General features: G+C 70.4%; 16 protein-coding genes and 2 tRNA genes. 12 read left to right on the forward strand and 6 right to left on the reverse strand.

Going from position 1 to position 17,468, the window contains the following annotated elements:
* Window positions 1–193: 193 nt before the first annotated feature.
* From AC1DCG_RS01430 to AC1DCG_RS01460, 7 genes are all read left to right on the forward strand, one after another.
* On the forward strand, window positions 194–1,378 hold the full coding sequence (locus AC1DCG_RS01430) for a glycosyltransferase family protein (protein WP_477028315.1): 1,185 nt from the start codon (window positions 194–196) through the stop codon (window positions 1,376–1,378).
* A gap of 211 nt (window positions 1,379–1,589) precedes the next feature.
* The gene (locus AC1DCG_RS01435; protein ID WP_477028314.1) at window positions 1,590–2,876 is read left to right on the forward strand and encodes an HlyD family secretion protein; all 1,287 of its coding nucleotides are present in this window, start codon (window positions 1,590–1,592) and stop codon (window positions 2,874–2,876) included.
* 2 nt (window positions 2,877–2,878) lie between these two features.
* Window positions 2,879–5,014: a peptidase domain-containing ABC transporter gene (locus AC1DCG_RS01440; RefSeq protein ID WP_165261611.1), complete on the forward strand. Its 2,136-nt coding sequence runs from the start codon at window positions 2,879–2,881 to the stop codon at window positions 5,012–5,014.
* A 50-nt stretch (window positions 5,015–5,064) separates the two neighbouring features.
* Window positions 5,065–6,492 carry a TolC family outer membrane protein gene (locus AC1DCG_RS01445; RefSeq protein WP_477028313.1) on the forward strand — a complete coding sequence of 476 codons (1,428 nt, stop codon included), beginning with the start codon at window positions 5,065–5,067 and terminating at the stop codon, window positions 6,490–6,492.
* Window positions 6,493–6,494: 2 nt separating this feature from the next.
* Window positions 6,495–7,358: a Fic family protein gene (locus tag AC1DCG_RS01450; protein ID WP_477028312.1), complete on the forward strand. Its 864-nt coding sequence runs from the start codon at window positions 6,495–6,497 to the stop codon at window positions 7,356–7,358.
* A gap of 118 nt (window positions 7,359–7,476) precedes the next feature.
* Window positions 7,477–8,007 (forward strand): DUF6932 family protein, encoded by a 531-nt coding sequence (locus AC1DCG_RS01455; protein ID WP_477028311.1) that lies wholly within the window; start codon window positions 7,477–7,479, stop codon window positions 8,005–8,007.
* Window positions 8,008–8,062: 55 nt separating this feature from the next.
* On the forward strand, window positions 8,063–9,280 hold the full coding sequence (locus AC1DCG_RS01460) for a DUF6817 domain-containing protein (RefSeq protein WP_165261619.1): 1,218 nt from the start codon (window positions 8,063–8,065) through the stop codon (window positions 9,278–9,280).
* Window positions 9,281–9,320: 40 nt separating this feature from the next.
* On the opposite strand, the gene AC1DCG_RS01465 is transcribed toward AC1DCG_RS01460, so the two are convergent.
* A complete protein-coding gene (locus AC1DCG_RS01465) occupies window positions 9,321–10,118 on the reverse strand; it encodes a Stf0 family sulfotransferase (protein ID WP_165261621.1) in 798 nt (265 codons plus the stop codon).
* 129 nt (window positions 10,119–10,247) lie between these two features.
* Between AC1DCG_RS01465 and AC1DCG_RS01470 the strand changes: the two genes are divergently transcribed.
* The gene (locus AC1DCG_RS01470; protein ID WP_477037158.1) at window positions 10,248–11,240 is read left to right on the forward strand and encodes a hypothetical protein; all 993 of its coding nucleotides are present in this window, start codon (window positions 10,248–10,250) and stop codon (window positions 11,238–11,240) included.
* 57 nt (window positions 11,241–11,297) lie between these two features.
* Window positions 11,298–11,732, forward strand: a complete 435-nt coding sequence (locus AC1DCG_RS01475; RefSeq protein ID WP_165261625.1) for a hypothetical protein — start codon at window positions 11,298–11,300, stop codon at window positions 11,730–11,732.
* Window positions 11,733–11,863: 131 nt separating this feature from the next.
* Here AC1DCG_RS01475 and AC1DCG_RS01480 read toward each other — a convergent pair.
* The 4 genes from AC1DCG_RS01480 to AC1DCG_RS01495 form a co-directional block, all read right to left on the reverse strand.
* Window positions 11,864–11,940, reverse strand: a tRNA-Arg gene (locus AC1DCG_RS01480).
* A gap of 21 nt (window positions 11,941–11,961) precedes the next feature.
* Window positions 11,962–12,038: transfer RNA gene (locus AC1DCG_RS01485), tRNA-Arg, on the reverse strand.
* Between the two features lie 58 nt (window positions 12,039–12,096).
* Window positions 12,097–13,413, reverse strand: coding sequence for an NCS2 family permease (locus AC1DCG_RS01490; protein WP_477037157.1), 1,317 nt, complete (start codon window positions 13,411–13,413; stop codon window positions 12,097–12,099).
* A 3-nt stretch (window positions 13,414–13,416) separates the two neighbouring features.
* Window positions 13,417–14,475, reverse strand: a complete 1,059-nt coding sequence (locus AC1DCG_RS01495) for a purine nucleoside permease (protein ID WP_477028307.1) — start codon at window positions 14,473–14,475, stop codon at window positions 13,417–13,419.
* Between the two features lie 138 nt (window positions 14,476–14,613).
* Between AC1DCG_RS01495 and AC1DCG_RS01500 the strand changes: the two genes are divergently transcribed.
* Entirely contained in the window at window positions 14,614–15,519 is a 906-nt protein-coding gene (locus AC1DCG_RS01500) for a 5'-methylthioadenosine/S-adenosylhomocysteine nucleosidase (protein WP_477028306.1), read from the forward strand.
* Window positions 15,520–15,586: 67 nt separating this feature from the next.
* On the opposite strand, the gene AC1DCG_RS01505 is transcribed toward AC1DCG_RS01500, so the two are convergent.
* Entirely contained in the window at window positions 15,587–16,549 is a 963-nt protein-coding gene (locus tag AC1DCG_RS01505) for an ABC transporter ATP-binding protein (protein ID WP_165261633.1), read from the reverse strand.
* A gap of 144 nt (window positions 16,550–16,693) precedes the next feature.
* On the opposite strand from AC1DCG_RS01505, the gene AC1DCG_RS01510 reads away from it, so the two are divergent.
* Both AC1DCG_RS01510 and AC1DCG_RS01515 read left to right on the forward strand, forming a co-directional pair.
* Complete coding sequence (locus AC1DCG_RS01510) at window positions 16,694–16,975, forward strand: zinc-finger domain-containing protein (RefSeq protein ID WP_165261635.1); 282 nt, start codon at window positions 16,694–16,696, stop codon at window positions 16,973–16,975.
* 15 nt (window positions 16,976–16,990) lie between these two features.
* A complete protein-coding gene (locus tag AC1DCG_RS01515) occupies window positions 16,991–17,422 on the forward strand; it encodes an acyl-CoA thioesterase (protein ID WP_477028305.1) in 432 nt (143 codons plus the stop codon).
* Window positions 17,423–17,468: the final 46 nt, after the last annotated feature.

Below are 17,468 nucleotides of genomic sequence, written 5' to 3' on the forward strand. Positions count from 1 at the left end.
CGCCCTTCCTGGGCGACGCGCTCTTTGACGCATGCTTTCCGCGTATTTCACAGAGAACATTTTATGGTTGCATTATCACGTCTCTGTGATCGAGGGCGGCGCTGTGGACGACGCCGACAATCCGGTTGCCAAAGACTCATGTACGCCCATAGGTTGTCGGCTTCGAGAGGGGATTCCGTTGACGCCAGCGCCGTTGCCCATCGCGCCCCGCAACCTCGGCGAGGCGCTCGCCCGGAGCATGCGCGAGGCCGGTTTCGAGGCGAGCGCGCGACTGTTCGACGACATCACCTCCAGGCACCGCGTGCCGCCCAAGATGGCTTCGGCCTTCGGCGCCTACGCGGCCTATTGGGGCCAGGCCGACGCCGCCGAGCGGGCCTACGCCCTGGCGGTGGAGCCCGGCGCGTCGCCGGAAATGCTGATGAACCGGGGTCTGGCCCGCCTGCGGCTGGGCGACTGGCGCGACGGCTGGGGCGACATGGAGCATCGCCTCGAGGCCCTGCGCCTGACCCCCTTCGCCGAGCTGCGCGGCAAGGAGAGCGGGCGCTCGGTCGAGCGCTGGCGCCGGGGCGAGCCCGTCCCCGAAGAACTGCTGGTGTTTCCCGAGCAGGGGCTGGGCGACACCCTGCAGTTCGCGCGCTTCCTGCCCGACCTGGTCCGGCGCGGGGTCGCCGTCACCGTTGTCGGCCGGCCGTATCTGGAGCCGGCGATCGCCAGCCTGAGCAACGCGCCCGACTTCTCGCCGCTGGGCCGGCCGCTGACGTCGCGGGCCGGGCGATGGTGCTGCCTGATGAGCCTGCCGGCGCTGCTGGGGCTGGACCACGAGGCCGACCTCGTCCGTCCGCCCTATCTCTTCCAGGACCTCGCGCCCGCGGGCGATCGCCGGCCGGGGCCGTTGCGCGTCGGCCTCAGCTGGCAGGGCAATCCCGACCACCCGCACGACGCCCGCCGCTCGGCCCCGCTGGCCGCCTTCGCGCCCCTGCTGTCCATGCCGCACCTGCAGGTGGTCAGCCTGCAGATCGGTCCCGGGGCGGCCCAGATCGCCGCCACCCCGCAAGCGGCCCGGATGCTCACCCCGCTCGACGATTCGGCGTCGCTGACCGACACCGCGCGGGTGATCGCCGACCTCGACCTGGTGGTCAGCGTCGACACCGCCGTGGCCCACCTGGCCGGCGGCATGGGGCGGCGAACCGCGCTGCTGCTGGCCGCCGCCAGCGTCGACTGGCGCTGGCGTCGCGGGGGCGGGGCCACGCTCTGGTACGGTCAGACCGAGGTTTTCCAGCAGGCCGCGCTCGGCGACTGGTCCGCTCCGGTGGCCGGCGCGCTGAACCTCGCGCGCGCCATGCGCGAGCGGCTGCAACAGCCGGTCGCCGGGCGCTGACAGAAAGGTTGCCGCGCCGACGCTACTTTGTGTTGATTATTGCTGAAATGCACACTTAGGGTGTTTCGCAAGGACGCGTCGTCGGAAGTTAGCCGATGGTCTTGATCGGGGGTTTGAGCGTGAGTTTGGGTTCAGCTGCGTTGGTCGCCAAGGGCTTGCTGCGGCGTGCAACCCGGGCGGCGAGCGGGTCGTGAAGAATATCGGTTCCCCGATGCATCCGCCCCCGGCCGACGACGCCAAGCCGTCGCCTCTGTTTCGCGAGCGCGCCGTCGAGGCCGCCCGTTCGCGCATCGGATCGCCCGGCGGCACGTTCGGCGTCAGCAGCTGGCTGCTGACCGGCTTCATGGGCGCGCTGCTGGTCGCCGGCTTCGCCTTCCTGATCCTCACCCGCTATTCCCGCGTCGAGCGCGCGCCCGGACTGATCCAGCCGGACGCCGGCGCCATCAAGCTGACCACGACCCGCGCCGGCGTGATCTCGGAGGTCTACGTCAAGGACGGCCAGGCGATCACGGCGGGCGCGCCGCTGATGAAGATCGCGCTGGACGCCACCGTCGAGGGCGGTCACGTCTCGGGCCTCTATTCGGCCGCCACCGCCCAGCAGGAGCAGGCGATCGGCGCCCAGGCCGAAGCGCGCCGGGCCAGCGCCCAGCAGACCGAGGCCTACAGCCTGGCCAAGCAGGACGGGCTGGTCGCCAACATCGGCCAGCTGGAGCAGCAGCTGGACCTGCAGCGCGGCCGCCAGGCGCTGAACGAGCAGAGCGTGGCCTCGGCGCGCGAGCTGTTCGAAAAGCGGCTGATGCCGGCGATCCAGCTGCGCCAGCGCGAAGACAGCCTGCTGGAAGCCAAGATCAGCGTCGCCAACCTGGAGCGCCAGCTGGTCGAGGCGCGCACCAGCCTGCTGCAGGCCAGGATCGAGACGCGGCGGGCCCAGGCCGAGGGCGCCTCGGCCCAGGCCGACATCGCCAAGGCCCGCGCCGAACTGTTCGAGCGCCGGGCGGCCCTGGCCAGCGAGGGGCAGATCATCCTGACCGCCGAGCGGGCCGGTCGCGTGGCCGCCCTGGCCGCGCGCCCCGGCCAGACCGCTGCGCCGGGCGGGCAGCTGGCCATCCTGCTGCCGACCAACGCTCACCAGACGGCCGAACTGTGGGTGCCGTCCAAGGCGGTGGGCTTCGTGCGCAAGGGCGACCGCGTCAGGCTGCTCTACGACGCCTTCCCCTACCAGCGCTTCGGCGTGGGCGGCGCGACCATAACCGAGATCTCAGACGCGCCGGTCGCGCCCGCCGACCAGCCCGCCGGCGTGGCCGGGCCGGAGTCGAAGGAGGCCCTGTACCGGATCGTCGCCAAGCTGGATCGCCAGAGCGTCGCCGCCTACGGCCGCGAATGGCCGCTGATGCCCGGCATGCGGCTGCAGGCGGAGATCGTCCTGGATCGCCACTCGCTCATCGATGCGCTGTTCGATCCCATCCTGGCCATGCGCGCGCGTTCGAAAGCCCAGTAGCCATGACACCCGACTACAGACTGCAGCAGACCGAGGCGGCGGAGTGCGGCCTGTCGTGCCTGGCGGCGGTGTCGCAGATCTTCGGCGACGAGACCGACCTGGCGACCCTGCGTAAGCGCTTCCCCATGTCGTCGCGCGGCATGTCCTTCAAGGACATCATCGACCTGGCCGGCTCGATGAACATGTCGGCTAGGCCCCTGCGCTGCGATCCGCACGAACTGGTCGACGTGAAGTGCCCCGCCATCCTGCACTGGGGGCTGTCGCACTTCGTCGTGCTGATCAGCGTCAAGCGCGACTCCGCCAAGATCTTCGATCCTCGCCGCGGCCACGTGAAGGTGAGCCTCAAGGACCTGGACAAGAAGTTCACCGGCGCGGCCCTGGAGCTGTCGCCGACGCCGGCCTTCCAGCGCCGCCGCGAGCGCTCGCCCCTGAACATGTGGAGCGTGGTGCGCTGGGCCCCGGGCCTGGGCAGCGGGCTGGGCCAGGTGGTGGTGCTGTCGCTGGTGCTGCAGGCCTACATCCTGGTCAGCCCGTTCTACATGCAGTTCGTCGTCGACGACGCCGTCCTCAAAGGCGACTTCGACCTGCTGACGGGCCTGGCCATCGGGTTCGGCGTGTTCGCGATCTTCAACGTCGGGGCCGAGACGCTCCGCGGCTTCGCCACCCAGAAGCTGTCGGCGCTGATGAACTGGGACATGACCCAGCGGCTGTTCCACCACCTGATCCGGCTGCCGCTGCCGTGGTTCCAGCGCCGGCGGCTGGCCGACGCCCTGATGCGCTTCCAGGCACTGGACCCGATCCGCAACCTGATCGCCGGCGGCCTGATCGCGGTGATGCTCGACGGCGTGCTCTCGGTGGCCACGGCGGTGATGATGTTCGTGTTCGCGCCGGTGCTGGCCGGGGTCACGGTGGCCTGCCTGCTGCTCTATCTCGTCGTGCGGCTGATCTCGATCCCGCTGACCATGAACTATGCGGCCAAGGCGCTGACCTCCAGCATCGCCGAGAACGGCAAGCGCATCGAGACCCTGCGCGCCATCCAGACCATCAAGGTCATGGGCGCCGAGCCCGAGCGCCAGGCCGACTGGTCCAACCGCATGGCCGACAGCATTCGCGCCAGCCAGCTTTCGGCCTTCGCCAATGTCGGGATCAACGGCGTGCAGCGGCTGATCCGGGGGCTGGCCAGCATCGCGGTCATCTATCTGGCCGCGCGCATGATCATGACCGACCAGATGTCGATCGGCGTGCTGTACGCCTTCATGGCCTACCACACCCAGTTCCTCGACCGCGGCGCCAACCTGATCGAGCAGGGCGTGGCCTGGAAGATGCTCGACCTTTACACCTTCCGCCTGGCCGACATCGTGCTGACCCCGACCGAGGCCGACATCGAGAAGTCGACCAGCGGCCTGCCCGAGATGAAGGGCAAGGTCAGCCTGGAAGGGGTCGGGTTCACCTACGCCCCGCACGAGCCGGCGGTGCTGCGCAACCTGACCTTCACCATCGAGCCCGGCGAGTTCGTAGCCGTCGTCGGCCCCTCCGGCTCGGGCAAGTCGACCTTGATGAAGGTGCTGTGCGGCCTCTATCCGGCGACCTACGGGCAGGTGTGCATCGACGACATGCCCCTCAGCGCCTGGGGGCCGCGCGGCGTGCGCCGGAACATCGGCGTGGTGCTGCAGGACGACGAACTGCTCTCGGGGTCGATCGCCGACAACGTGACCTTCTTCGACGAGGTGGTCGACATCGACCGCGTCAACGAGTGCCTGCGGCTGGCCGGGCTTGAGGAAGACGTCAACCGCATGCCGATGCGGACAGAGACCTTCGTCGGCGACATGGGCTCGTCGCTGTCGGGCGGGCAGAAGCAGCGCGTCCTGCTGGCCCGCGCCCTCTATCGCCAGCCCAGCATCCTGATCCTGGACGAGGCCACCTCGCACCTGGACGTGGCGCGCGAGCGGCTGGTCAACACCTCGCTGTCGAACCTGAAGATCACGCGCCTGGTCGTCGCGCACAGGCCCGAGACCATCGCGGCGGCCGATCGGGTGATCATGATCCAGGACGGCACGGCGATCGCCGACCGGCGCATGACGCGGGTGTCGTCGACCGGCCCGGCCGAGGGCGAGCAGCCCCCCGTGAACGCGGCTTGATCGGCATGGGCAAGACCGCAAGGCGCAGACCCTTCGCGCGAGGGTGGCTGTTGGGCGTCATCACCAGCGGCCTGCTGGGCGTGGCCGGCGGGGCAGGGGCCGAGACCCTGGCCGAGGCCGCCTCGCTGGTCTACGAGGGCAACCCCCAGCTCCTGGCCCAGCGCGCCCAGCTGCGCGCGGTGCAGGAGGCCTACCACCAGGCGCTCGGCGCGTTTGCGCCCACCGCGTCGGCGCGGTTCTCAAGGACGCGCACCGACGTTCCCGACCTGGACGTCGAGGCGAGCTATGCTTCCGACCAGTTCTCGCTCGAGCAGCCGCTCTATCTGGGCGGCGCGGGCCATGCCAGCCTGAAGCTGGCCCTGGCGCAGGCCGCCTCGGGCCGCGAGGCGCTGCTGCAATCGGAGCAGCAGATCCTGCAGGCCCTGGTCGTCGCGTTCTCGGCGGTCCGGCGCGACGAGGAGGGCGTGGCCATCGCCCGCGAGAACGTCCAGGTGCTCGAACAGCAGCTGAGCGAGACCGAGGCCAAGTTCGCGCTCTACGAGGTGACGATCACCGATCGCTCGCAGGCCGAGGCGCGCCTGGCCGCGGCGCGCGCGCGCCTGCTGGCCCGGGAAGGGCAGCTGGCCCAGAGCCGCGGCGACTATCTGGCGGTGGTCGGCCAGAACCCCGGCGAACTGGCGCCGCCGCCGGTGACGCCCAACCTGCCGGCGACCATCGACGACGCCCTGAGCCGGGCCGAGCGCAACAATCGCAACCTGCGCATCGCCGTCTACACCCTGCAGGAGACGCAGGCTCGACTGGAGATGGCCAAGGCCCAGGCCCGGCCGACGGTGTCGCTGCAGGTGCAGAACGCCGAGTCGCCGCTCAACAGCTTCAATCCGGTCGACAGCGTGCGGGCCACGACGGCCGGCCTGGTCTTTCGTCAGCCCTTCCCGAACGGGGCTGTCCGATCACGGATCGTCGCGGCCGAGGCCCAGGGCCAGCGCGACGAGCTGCTGATCGACGACGCCCGGCGTCAGGCGATCCGCAGCGTGTCGCAGGCCTGGAACCAGCTGGCGGCGGCCCGCGCCACGGTCTCGGCGCGCCGGCTGGAGATCCGGGCCCAGCAGACGGCCTATGACAGCGTCAAGGAAGAGCAGCGGCTGGGCCTCCGCACCGTGCTGGAGGTGCTGAACGCCGAGCAGGAGCTGCGCGACGCCAAGTTCGGCCTGGTCGAGACCACCTATCAGGAATACGTCGCCTCGACCGCGCTGCTGGCGGCGATGGGCGAGCTGCGGTTCATTGACTTCGTGCCGGGGCTGCAGGAGATCTCGCCCACGCGGCGGCGCGCCTTCCATGCGCCCTGGGTCCATGTGCTCGACAAGGTGGACTCGATCGGCGCTTCGGATCCCGCGCCGATCGAGACGGTCGTCGCCCGGTCCGGGGGGCGGCCGGACCGGTCGCTGGCCTTGCCGCCGGCGTCGCAGGACGGGCCCTGAACGTGGGCCTGCGCCGGCGTTCGCTGTTTGCCTGGCCCGAGTGGCGCGCGGCGTCGGACGAGACCATCGCCCTGGTGCGGCTGGGCGAGCAGCATCTGAACGCCGCCCCGCCCGAGATGGAAGCCAGGACCGAGGCGTGGCTGGCGACCAGGCCGCTGGCGACCGGCGCCGGCTATCCGGCCGAGCTCGGCCTTTCCCATCCGCTGGCCGAGCGCTTCTCGGCCCGGCTCGCGCCCCGGCCCGTCGAGGACGGCCGCTCGCTGCGGGAGCGGCGGGTGCTCGACCAGTTCGGCGAGCGCCTGGCCGATGCGATCGTCGCCGACGATCCCCACGACTTCACGCGCGGCCTGGCCACCCTGGCCAGCCACGGGCTGGGGCGGCGGGTCTGCCCCCGCCGCAGGCTGGTGGGCACGCAGCGCGACCTCGAGGGCGAGCAGATCGCCTTTCCGCCGGCCGAGCAGATCGCCGAGCGCCTGGCGCTGGTTCATGGCCGGCTGGGCGAGGCAACCGTTCCGGCCCTCTACCGGGCGGCGGTGGGCATGGCGGCGATCTCCAACTGCCACCCTTTCGAGGACGGCAACGGCCGCACCGCGCGCATGCTGTTCAGCGCGGTGGTCCGGCGCGCCTATGGCCGGCCGGCCTTCTATGCGCCCCTGCACGAGCTGACGACCCTCTCGGGGGGCAGCCTGACGCTGGCCCTGCGCGAGGCCGAGGTGCACGGTCGCTGGGCGCCGCTGTTCCGCTTCGTCGAGCGCTGCCTCTTCCTCATGACCGGCGATCTTCGGCCGGAAAGGCCCCTTTCGGCGGCGCCTGTGGAAATCAACTCAGAATTGCCTTTTGGCGTCTTGCGCGCGATTCAAGATTAAACCTAGAGTGGCGTTGATCGACGACCTCGCACGGGTGAGCGCGGCGTCAGGCGTAGGATCCGCGGGGCGTGTCAGCGAGCTTGTTTCTTCAGCTTCGACCTGTCGCAGAGGCGTCGAAGTGACCGGCCTGGCGGCGGCGCCGCAAACCTTCCGCGAGGTGATGGAGTCCTGCTTCAGGCAGGCCGAGGCGCTTGATTTCCCGCCCTTCGTGACCACCGAGCGGCAGAGCACGCCGGTCAACGCCACCCCCTATCTGGTCAGTCTCTCGGCCCTGGTCGCGGGGCAGGCTCTGGCCCGTCGCAAGCGCTTCATCGACGAGCTGGCCGTCACCCTGGATGAGCTTTCCGACGCCGGCGGGCAGGGCGTCGCGGCCCTGCTCGGCGGCAGCGCGATCGGACCCAAGCCCAATCCCGGCGATCTCGACTGCGCGCTGTTCTATCGATGGAGCGCCGGAACCGCCGACGTCGCGGCCCTGGCGCGCCTGCAGAGATCGGCCAAGGCGCGCGGCCTGGACCTGAGGCTGCTGCCGGTGGACGGCGATCCGCTGCTGCTGATCAAGACGGTGTCGTTCTTCAGCATGCTCTACAGCAAGAACGAGGGCGAGCGGACGATCATCCGCGGCCTCGTCCTGGTCGACTGCCTGTCATGACGCGCGCGGCGTCGGCCGACCTCCCCCCTTTCTCCCGCCCAAACCGAGTAAGCCAATGAGCGATCTTTCCGACGTCTCGCTTCTGGATCGTCCCGCGCCGGAAGCCGCCCCCTCCGAGCCGTCCTTCGAGGCCAAGCTGCAGTTCCTCAGCCAGTTCGGGGCTGGCGGCGTGGGGCATTCCGGCCATGTCCTGCTCGACCACCTGAAGGGCACCGCGGCCCTGCTGGAAGCCTGGGGCGTGGACGAGGCGGTGCGCGATGCGGGCCTGTTCCATTCGGTCTACGGCACAGAGAGCTTCCAGCGCGCCATCCTCACGCTGGACCGCCGCGGCGACGTGGCCGCGGTGATCGGCGAGCGGGCCGAGCGGCTGGCCTACCTGTTCGGGGCCATGACCAAGCGCAGCTTCATGCTGGCCCTGGCGCCGCGCGGCCCAGGCATGCTGACGCTGCAGGACGGTCGCCAGGAGCCCGTGGCGCGCAGCGACCTGAAGGACCTGGCGCACATCTTCACCGCCAACTGGCTGGAACAGTTTCCCCGCATGCAGCCGCGCCAGCGGGCCGACGCCGGGCCCCGCCTGCGCGGGTTGCTGGCCTGGCTCGACGAGGCCGGCCACAAGGCGCTGTCGGACACCTACGGCTTCGATGCGTCGTCCCGCGTCGTGCGCGGGCCGATCGGCGCGCCGCGGGCCGGCGAGATCCGCACGCTGGAGGGCATCGTCCCGACCGACCTGCAGCTGCAGCTTTCGGGGCTGATGGACCGGAACATCTGGCGTTACGGCTGGCGGGCCAACTCGACCCAGGTCAATCACAGCTTCTGGCACTCGCACTTCGGCGGCGGCGACGAGAACAGCCTCGACAACTGCGAGAAGGAGCTTCTGGGTCGCCCGCTGATCACGCCGGTGATCGCGCTGTGGAAGCTGATCTGCGACCAGGTGGTGGGCGACCACGTGCCGGTGCGGGTCTACGCCAACGGCCACACGTTCGGGGGCGACGGTCACATGCACACCGACAGCGCCCAGCCCGACTACTTCACCACCATCTACTACGCCCACCCCCAGTGGGAGGCCAACTGGGGCGGCGAGACGGTCTTCTTCGACCAGGGCGGCCGAGACGTGATCCGCTCGGTCTTTCCGATCCCCGGCCGGCTGGCGGTGTTCCCGGGCGACATCCCGCACGCCGCCCGCACGCCCAGCCGCGACTGCCCCGCGCTGCGCACCGTGCTGGTGTTCAAGTCGCGCGCCCGCAAGGCCCACGACGGTCCCAGCCTGCTGTAGGCGGGGAAGGGGAAGGCGGCCTGGCCGCCTTCCGAAGGCCTCAGGGCGGCGCGATGGCGCGGGCCAGCGCGGAGAGGTCGCGGCGCCGGCCCGCGGCGTCGAGGCGCTGGTTCACCTCGGCGCGGAAGCGTTCGATCCATTCGGCGCTGGTCTGGTCGGCCTGGCGGGCCAGCGGCTGGATCCGCACCGGAGGGCAGTCGGCGCGTTCGGGCAGGCCCAGCGCCGCCCTGATCTGGCCGGCCACCTCGTCCTCACGGCCCACGCAGTCCTCGTAGGCGATCGAGATGCTGGGCGCGCCGACCAGGGCGAAGACCGTCGCCCACCACTGCTCCTGCCGCGCGATGCTGGTCAGGCAGCGGCCGATGAGGTCGCGGTCGTAGCCGGGCGGCCCGTTCTCCTGGCCCCACGACGCCCAGGCCTGGGTCTGCTGGGCCCGGGCCAGGGATACGGCCTGGGCCACCTTGTCGCGACGATAGAGGTGCACGGTCAGGTCGGCCGCCAGCATCGGCATGAAACCGGGCTCCTCGCGGGCCGCCATCACGTAGTAGGGCTGAAACAGCTTGTGGCCGAAGACCCCGTTGGGCGAGGTGCGCAGCGCCCACAGGGCGCGCCAGTAGTCGGGACGGCCGGCTGCGCCCAGCCGCGGCGACATCTGCTCGATGTGCAGCGGATTGAGATATTCGAGCGGCGCGCCCAGGTCGCCGGCGCGCCAGAGGCAGGCGGCCAGGTGCGTGCTTCCGCTGCGCGGCGTGCTGGCGATGACGTAGCTCAGGCGAGGGGCGCCGTCGCGGCGGGGAAAGTCGTGGGCGGCGTCGTAGAGGTCGTGAAGATCGGGCATGTCGGACGCGGGTCTTTCGGACGGTTCGAAGCTCCAGGGTCGTCGAGAACGGGCCTGTTTCTCAAGGTGGTATTTTGAGTAAAGACCGCTTAGGCTGCACTGGCCCTGTTCACGGTCGAGTTGTGAAGCGTGCCGCTTTTTCTTCTGATCGCCGCGTTGGCGTCCGCCCAGCCCGAGGGGCGGGTGGAGATTGAAATCCGGCAGAACCGCTTCGAGGGCGGGCCGATACGATACTCGGTTCCGGTCTCCATCGAGGGGCGCGCCCCGGTCGACGTAATGCTCGACACCGGCTCGACGGGCCTGCGCCTGCTGCCGACGGCCGCGCCGGCCGGCAAGGGCCAGCGCGCCCAGCGCTACGCCTACCGCAACGGCGTGGTGCTCGAGGGACAGGTGGTGCGGACCAGGCTGGCGATCGGCGGTTTCGAGACCGAGGCCGACGTCAGCGCGACCGCCACGGTCGGCTGCGCGCCCGATCGCCCCAGCTGTCCCGCCGCGGGCCTGCCGCCGGAGCGGTTCAGGATCGGCGGGTCCGGCCCCACCAACGGCTTCGAGGGCATCCTCGGCGCGGGCCTGCGCGCCAGCGACGCCGAGAACCCGCTGACGCACGCCCGCGACCAGGCCTGGATCGTGCTGCTGCCGCGGCCGGGCGAGGCCGCGCCGGGCAGGCTGATCCTCAACCCCAGCCCCGAGGAGCGTGCGAAGTTCACGCTCTTTTCCCTGCAGAAGGATCCGCGCGGGCGCGGCCACTGGGCCGACAACGCCATTCCCGCCTGCCTGACCAGCGGCGCGGCGCGCCTGTGCGCCCCGACCCTGCTCGACAGCGGCGGCCCCACCCTGAACTTCGTGTCCCGCGCGCCGCAGACGCCTTCCGACTGGCCGGCGGGGGCCGAGGCGGGCCTGACGTTCGGGCCGCCGGACGCGCCGGGGCCTTCCCAGGACTTCGTCATCGGCCGGGGGGCGGGCGCACGCCTGCAGTTCTCCACGCCGCCGGCGAGCCTGCCGTGGGAAGGGCTGAACGCGGGGGTCCTGCCGTTCTACGATTTCGCCGTGCTGTACGACGCCAAGGCCGGCCAGGTCGGTCTGGCGCCGCGGAAGGCCTTCGCACCGCCCGCCGCGCCCTGAGCGCCGAGGGCCCGTTCGCCCAAGTCACGCCGTGTTTGAGAGAGGAAAGCACCGTCCATGACCAGTCTCGTCGCCCTGATCGCTCTGCTCGCCCCGGCCCAGGCCGAGCCCCCGCTGCTGACGATCACCGAGCCCCGCCCGCCCGAGCTTCTCAGCGCCGGCTTCGAGGCGCGGTGCGAAGGCCGAACCCTCGCGCTGCAGGGCGCCGGCGCCCGCCGCCCGACCTCGGACGCCCCCCTGCTGAAGCTCGACGGCCAGAACGTCGCCCTGCCGCCGGCGGCCCTGGCGTTCCTGTCGGCCGACCGCTCGGCCTACCGTTTTGCGGCCGTCTGCGACCGGGGCGGCGCCTTCCACGTCAAGCTGAACCGCGTCTCGGGCACGGCCGACGGCGCGCTGTCCTTCGACGTCCACGCCTTCGACGTCGACGGCCAGGGCAAGCTGACCGACCGAGGCGGCCAGAAGGGCACGGCCGAGGGCTTCTCCTACCGCTAGGCGCGGCCTGCCTGCCGACATGCGGCAAGGGGCGGGGAAGGGATGTTCGGATAGCCCAGGGCATGACGGCGCCGCGGTCGACGATCGCGGTGACTGGGCTTGTCGTGGGAATTTACGGTCCAAGACCGAAGTGGCGCGCCCGGAACGATTCGAACGTCCGACCCTCAGATTCGTAGTCTGATGCTCTATCCAGCTGAGCTACGGGCGCGCATTTTTCGGCAAGTAGGACTGGCGCACCCGACACGATTCGAACGTGTGACCTTTGCCTTCGGAGGGCAACGCTCTATCCAGCTGAGCTACGGGTGCATCCGCCTTGCGGAAGCGCGGTCTTAGCCGAAAGCCGCGCTCGCGCAAAGGGTTTTGGTCAGCCTTTCGCCAGATAGACGAAGCGGATCACGAACAGCGCCGCGAGGATGACGAGCAGCCAGTCGCCCTTGCGCAGCTTGCCGGTCACGGCCTTGAGCACGGCGTAGCTGGTGATGCCGAACGCCAGGCCGTTGGCGATCGAGAAGGTCAGCGGGATCGTGATCACCGTCAGGAAGGCCGGAATGGCCACCGTGGGATCGGCCCAGTCGACCTCGGCCAGCGAACCGATCATCAGCGCGCCCACCAGCACGAGGGCCGGGGCGGTGGCGGCGGCCGGGATGGCCTGCACCAGCGGGGCGAAGAACAGGGTGATCAGGAACAGGATCCCGACCACCACGGCGGTCAGGCCCGTGCGGCCGCCGGCGGTGACGCCCGATGCGCTCTCGATGTAGCTGCAGACGGTGCTGGTGCCGGCCGCGGCGCCGATCATGGTGGCGGCGGAGTCGGCGGTGAGGATGGGGTTGAGGCGCGGGATCGTGCCGTCGGGCTCCACCAGGCCCGCCTTCTTGGTGACGGCCACCAGGGTGCCGACATTGTCGAACAGGTCGACGAACAGGAAGACGAAGATGATCTCGAGCAGGGCGATGCCCATGCCGCCCTGCAGGTGCAGGGCCGCGCCGACGTCCATCTTGAAGAAGGTCGCCGACAGGTCCGACAGGCTGTAGGCGCCGGGCGTGAACTTCGACAGGCCCAGGAGCCAGCCGGCGACGGCGGCCAGCAGGATGCCGATCAGGATCGCGCCCTTCACTCGCCAGGCCTGCAGGGCGGCGATGAGCACGAGGCCGATCAGGGCCAGGGCGGCCGACGGCGTGGTCAGGTCGCCCAGGGCCACGGCGGTGGCGGGGTTGGCGACGATGACGCCGGCGCTTTTCAGACCGATGAAGGCGATGAACAGGCCGACGCCCGCGGCGACCGCCGAGAACAGCGGCCGGGGGATGGCCGCCACGATCATCTGGCGGATGCCGGCCACGGTCAGGATCAGGAAGGCCACGCCCGAGATGAACACGCAGCCCAGCGCGGTCTCCCACGGCACGCCCATGCCCTTGACCACGGTGTAGGTGAAGTAGGCGTTGAGGCCCATGCCGGGGGCCAGGGCCAGCGGGTAGTTGGCGATCAGGCCCATCAGGATCGAGCCGAGGCCGGCGGCCAGGCAGGTGGCGGCGGCGACGGCGGCGATCGGCATGCCGGTCTCGCCCAGGATCGCCGGGTTGACCACGACGATGTAGGCCATGGTCATGAAGGTGGTGAAGCCGGCCAGCACCTCGGTGCGGACGTTGGTCCCCTGGGCCTGCAGCTTGAAGAGGCGTTCGAGCATGGCTTATCGGGCTCCAACCTGGGGCAGGGCCAGCGCGTGGCGGTCCCAGTTCTTGACGAGATCGCGGGCGACGACGCCCCCGACCAGGAATTCGGCTTCGAAGGCGGCCTTGGCGCCGTCGTCGTGCAGCACGCGCGGGAAGGTCGGCTCGCCCAGCGGCGGGCGGGTGTAGTTGCTGGCCGTGCGCAGCACCAGGACCCGGCGCCGGTCGATGCGGCCGCTGTCGGCGTGGGCGTCGAGCACGTCGAGGATCCCCTGGTCTTCGCAGTCGCTCATGGTGAAGGTCCCCGCGCCGTCGGTCCAGAGCTTGACCCAGTCGCGGGCCCACTGGGTGCGGTGCGTCCCATGCCAGAAGCGCACCGCGCCCAGGGCGTCGCCCTGCAGCACGAACGGCGGGCGCAGGGCCTGCGGCTCCTTCACATAGCCGGCGCGCAGCTTCGCAAGGTCGGGGTTGTCGGGCAGCTTCAAGCCCTTGGTCAGGTCGTAGGCCCAGTCGACGAGGCCGCGGTCCAGCGTCCAGACCATGGCGCTGGAACCCTCGGCCTTGCCCTTCACGTTCGGGCGGTCGGCGTCGTTGGAATAGAGGCCGTAGGGCCAGTCGGCCGGGATCTCGCGGTCGTCGACCTCGTAGATCGGGTCGGCGTCGACGACGTAGCGGGCCCAGGCGGCGCTGCCGACCGAGGCCGAGGCGGGATCGACGCCGGCGATGCCGCTGACGATCCAATAGGCTTTCGTGAGGTCGAACTGGTTCGACAGGATCAGGGCCGCCACGCTTTCACGGGTGCGGCCGCGCATGTCGCTGACGATGGCCAGCACGCCGTCGTCGGAATAGCGGGCCACGTGGCGGATGCCCGGCACCTTGATCTCTTGCTTCAGCGGCCAGCCCTCGACCCAGGGCTGGAACTCGCCGGCCACGTCGCCGGCATCCGCCCCGATCTCGAAGGTGGTGACGACCACCACCTTGATCGGGATCGGCTTGGAGGCGGCCTGGGCCAGCCCCGGAGCGCTCGCGCCCAGAAGGGCCGCCAAAACGACCAATGTTCTTAGAATCCAAGCCCTCATGCCTGCCCCGCTCACTTAAAAACGGCGCGAAAATCGTCGGAAGCGGCCGGCGATGCAACAGCCTGGCCGTCGGCCCTTCCGGCCATGGCGCGCCCGAGGCTAGGGTGCCGCCGAATCGATCATCGGAAGCCTCCGCCCATGCGTATCGCCGCGCCCCTCGCCCTGACCTGGGCCGTCCTGCTGTCGCCCCTTGCCGCCAGCGCCGCCGAACGGCTGGACGCCGCGCCGCGCACGGCCGTGGTCAGCGCCTTCCCGCCGGAGATGGCGGCGCTGGAGGCGGCGACCTCGGGCAAGCAGGAGTTCACGGCGGCCGGCGCGCGTTTCGTCACCGGCACGCTGGAGGGCAAGCCGGTGGTGTTGTTCCTGTCGGGGATCAGCATGGTCAACGCGGCCATGACCACCCAGGCGGCCCTCGACCGTTTCCACGTCACCCGCATCGTGTTCTCGGGCGTGGCCGGCGGGGCCGATCCCGACCTCGAGGTCGGCGACGTGGTGGCGCCGGAGACCTGGGCCCAGACTTCGGAGATGGCCTATGCCCGCGAGGTTCCGGGGGGCTTCGCCCCCACGCCGGGCCTGGTCAGCGACCTGCCCAATTTCGGCATGATGCATCCGCGCGCGGTGACGGTGACGCAGGACCCGGCCAAGCCTGAGGACCGGCTGTCGTTCGCCGCCGATCCGGCGCTGATCGCCCTGGCGCGCAAGAGCGTCGAGGGCCTGGCCTTGAAGCGCTGCGCGGCCGACCAGTGCCTGACCAAGCCGCCCAAGGTGGTGGTCGGCGGGGCCGGCGGCTCGGGCCCGGTGTTCGTCGACAACGCCGCCTTCCGCGACTACGCCCACAAGACCTTCGGCGCCCGCGTGCTCGACATGGAAAGCGCCGCCGTGGCGCAGGTGGCCTATGTGAACAAGACCCCGTTCATCGCCTTCCGCAGCCTGTCGGACCTGGCCGGCGGCGACCCGGCCACCAACCAGTTCCCGGTGTTCCTGCGCCTGGCGGCGGACAACTCGGCGACGGTGGTGCGGGCGTTCGTGAAGGCGCTGCCTTAAGAGGCAGGCCTCTCCCAGCCCCAGATCCGCCTCTCCCCATGGGAGAGGTTTCCCGGGGGAGGCGACCTTACGTCTTCAGCGGATCCTTGGCGTTCGGATCGCCGTAGGTTAGCGACACGAAGACGTCCTCCAGGTCCGGATCTTCCGTCGCGATGTCCTTGATCGACACGCCGGCGCCGCGCACGGCGGCCAGCACGTGCTCGACGCTGGACTGGCCGGTGCGGTAGCTGACCGAGAAGGCGCCGCCCGCGCGGCCCTTGGTCTCGAAGCCTTCCAGCGCCGGGGGCGTCGCCAGCGGGCTCTCCGGCGTCACCACCACGTTGCGGATGTCCATCCGACCCAGGAGCGTCGGGGTCGGCTCGCACACCACCACCTCGCCGCGGTTGACGATGGCGATCTGGTCGCACAGCTCCTGGGCCTCTTCCAGGTAGTGGGTGGTCAGCACGATGGTCACGCCCAGCTCGTGCAGGCCCTTCACATATTCCCAAAGCTGGCGGCGCAGCTCGACGTCGACGCCGGCGGTCGGCTCGTCGAGGATCAGCACCGGCGGCTGGTGGACCATGGCCTTGGCCACCATCAGGCGCCGCTTCATGCCGCCCGACAGCTGGCGGACATAGGCGTTGGCTTTGTCGCCCAGGCCCAGCGCATTGAGCAGCTCGTCGGTGCGGCGCTCGTTCTTGGGCACGCCGTAATAGCCGGCCTGCACCTCGAGCGACTCGCGCGGGGTGAAGAAGACGTCGGCGGCCAGCTCCTGCGGCACCACGCCGATGGCGGCGCGGGCGTCGCGCGGGCGCTCGTCGATGTCGCGGCCCCAGATCCTGACCGTGCCGCTCGACTTGCGGGTCAGGCCGGCCAGGATGTTGATGAAGGTCGACTTTCCAGCCCCGTTGGGACCAAGGAGCCCGAAGATCGAGCCGCGCGGCACCTTCAGGTCGATGCCGTTCAGCGCGCGCTTTTCGGGCGCGGTCTTGGTGGCGGGGTAGGTCTTGAACAGGCCCTCGGCTTCGATCGCGTAGGCAGGCAGGTCCATGAAGCGTCCAATCGGGGGCCGAAGGCTTTGAAAACAGAGGCGTGCGCGGCTTCGTCGAATTGACGCGGCACCGACGCGTCGCATAGGTATGCCTCGTTCGCCGCCTAGCCAAGGCCGCGCTCAGAATTCGAAGGTAGTTCCCCCATGGCCAAGGCCAAGTCCGAAGCTCCGACCGCCCCCACCGCCATGGACGTCGCCGCCGTCGCCGGCCCGGCGCCCGAGATCGTCCATGTCCATTCGCACCGCATCGCCTGCGACGGCGTCGGCGGCGCGCTGGGCCATCCGCGCGTGTGGCTGGAGATGGGCGCGGCCGGCTCGGTCGACTGCCCCTACTGCGACCGTCGCTTCATCGCCGCCGAGCATGCCGGCCACGACGAGGACGAACGCCTGGCTCCCGGCGTCTATGAAGGCCCGAGCGGCCACTAAGGCCGACTAGCCGAGATGGACGATTCCTCGCTCTCCGGCCCCCGCGCCGAGACCCTCGCCAAGGCGTGGGAAGCCGCCGAATGGCCGCACGACCCGCCGGTGCTGCGGGCCATCGCCATGCCGTCCGACACCAACCCCGAAGGCGATATCTTCGGCGGCTGGCTGCTGTCGCAGATGGACCTGGCCGCGGCCTCGATCGCCTTTCACCGGGCGGCCGGCCGCTGCGCCACGATCGCCGTCGACGGCATGGTGTTCATCAGCCCGGTGTTCGTCGGCGACGAGGTCAGCCTTTTCGCCCGCATCATCCACACCGGGCGCACCTCGCTGAAGGTCGAGGTCGAGGCCTGGCGCCGCCGCCGCGACGGCGAGAAGGCCCACAAGGTGACCCAAGGCGTGTTCACCTTCGTCGCCATCGGCGAAGACCGCAAGCCAAGGCCGTTGCCGTAGGAAGATGCTCCCCCTCTGGGGGAGCTGTCGCGGAGCGACTGAGGGG

The sequence above is a fragment of the Caulobacter sp. 10L414 genome (assembly GCF_056395525.1).